We start from the raw sequence: 1,488 nt of genomic DNA on the forward strand, positions 1-1,488 counted from the left end.
GGTCCTCCAGGTCTCGGGAAAACAACCATGGCCTTTGTTATTGCCAATGAACTGGGAGTCAATCTCAAGCAAACGTCTGGTCCTGTTATCGAAAAAGCAGGGGATCTGGTAGCGATTTTGAATGATTTGGAGCCTGGAGACGTTCTCTTTATTGACGAGATTCATCGCTTGCCCATGTCGGTGGAAGAGGTACTTTATAGTGCCATGGAGGACTTTTACATTGACATCATGATTGGGGCTGGAGAGGGCAGTCGCAGTGTCCATTTGGACTTGCCGCCTTTTACCTTGATTGGTGCGACGACACGTGCGGGGATGCTTTCTAATCCTCTACGAGCACGTTTTGGGATTACGGGTCATATGGAATACTATGCCCACGCTGACTTGACAGAGATTGTTGAGCGGACGGCAGATATTTTTGAGATGGAAATCACCCATGAGGCAGCTTCGGAGTTGGCCTTACGCAGTCGAGGAACTCCTCGTATCGCCAATCGTCTCCTCAAGCGCGTGCGCGACTTTGCCCAGATTATGGGGGATGGCTTGATTGATGATGTGATTACGGATAAGGCTTTGACCATGCTGGATGTAGACCGTGAAGGTTTGGACTATGTAGACCAAAAAATCCTTCGCACCATGATTGAGATGTACGGTGGTGGTCCTGTCGGTTTAGGAACTCTTTCTGTTAATATTGCCGAGGAGCGTGAGACAGTCGAAGATATGTACGAACCTTACCTGATTCAGAAAGGTTTCATCATGCGAACTCGTTCTGGGCGGGTTGCAACGGCTAAGGCATATGAGCATTTAGGGTATGAATACAGTGAAAAATGAACAAAAAATTCTAGATACTTTCAGAGAAAATCCGGATATGATGACCATTTTGACCATCATTCGTGACCTTGATCTGAAAGACTCGTGGTTGGCAGCAGGTTCGGTCCGAAATTTCATCTGGAATCTCTTGTCAGACAAATCGCCTTTTGACCGTGAGACGGATGTGGATGTGATTTTCTTTGATCCAGATATTTCTTATGAGGAAACAGTATCCATAGAGAAAAAGCTGAGAGAAGATTTCCCTCAATATCATTGGGAGTTGAAAAATCAGGTCTATATGCATCTGCACAGTCCCCACACTGTGCCTTACACGAGTTCTTGTGATGCCATGAGTAAATATCCGGAACAGTGTACGGCGATAGGACTCCGCTTGCATGCCGACGCAACTTTGGAGCTCTTTGTCCCCTATGGTATAGAGGATATTTTGAACTTTCAGGTTTCCCCAACTCCTCATTTTTTAGAGAATGAGGACCGAATGAAGCTCTATCAAGAACGCTTGTCCAAGAAAAATTGGCAAGAAAAATGGAAAAATCTCACTTTTTCAAAAAACTTAAGAAAAATTTAAGTTAGGGACGGTATACTAGGTTCATAAGTTAAGAGTAACTTAACTTAAACTCCTAAAACTTTTTCATAATAATCTCCCTATAAAATTAAGTCGCCCAA

2 protein-coding genes are annotated in these 1,488 nt (G+C 44.2%); both read left to right on the forward strand.

What is annotated here, in order from left to right; all coding sequences use genetic code 11:
- Nucleotides 1-825 (forward strand): Holliday junction branch migration DNA helicase RuvB (ruvB, locus tag GMD6S_RS09075; protein ID WP_000463959.1); only part of this gene is annotated, 825 nt, incomplete at its 5' end.
- Nucleotides 806-1,390, forward strand: coding sequence for a nucleotidyltransferase family protein (locus GMD6S_RS09080; RefSeq protein ID WP_001098879.1), 585 nt, complete (start codon nt 806-808; stop codon nt 1,388-1,390). The genes ruvB and GMD6S_RS09080, both read left to right, overlap by 20 nt.
- Nucleotides 1,391-1,488 lie beyond the last annotated feature (98 nt).

Source organism: Streptococcus sp. GMD6S, from assembly GCF_000297015.1.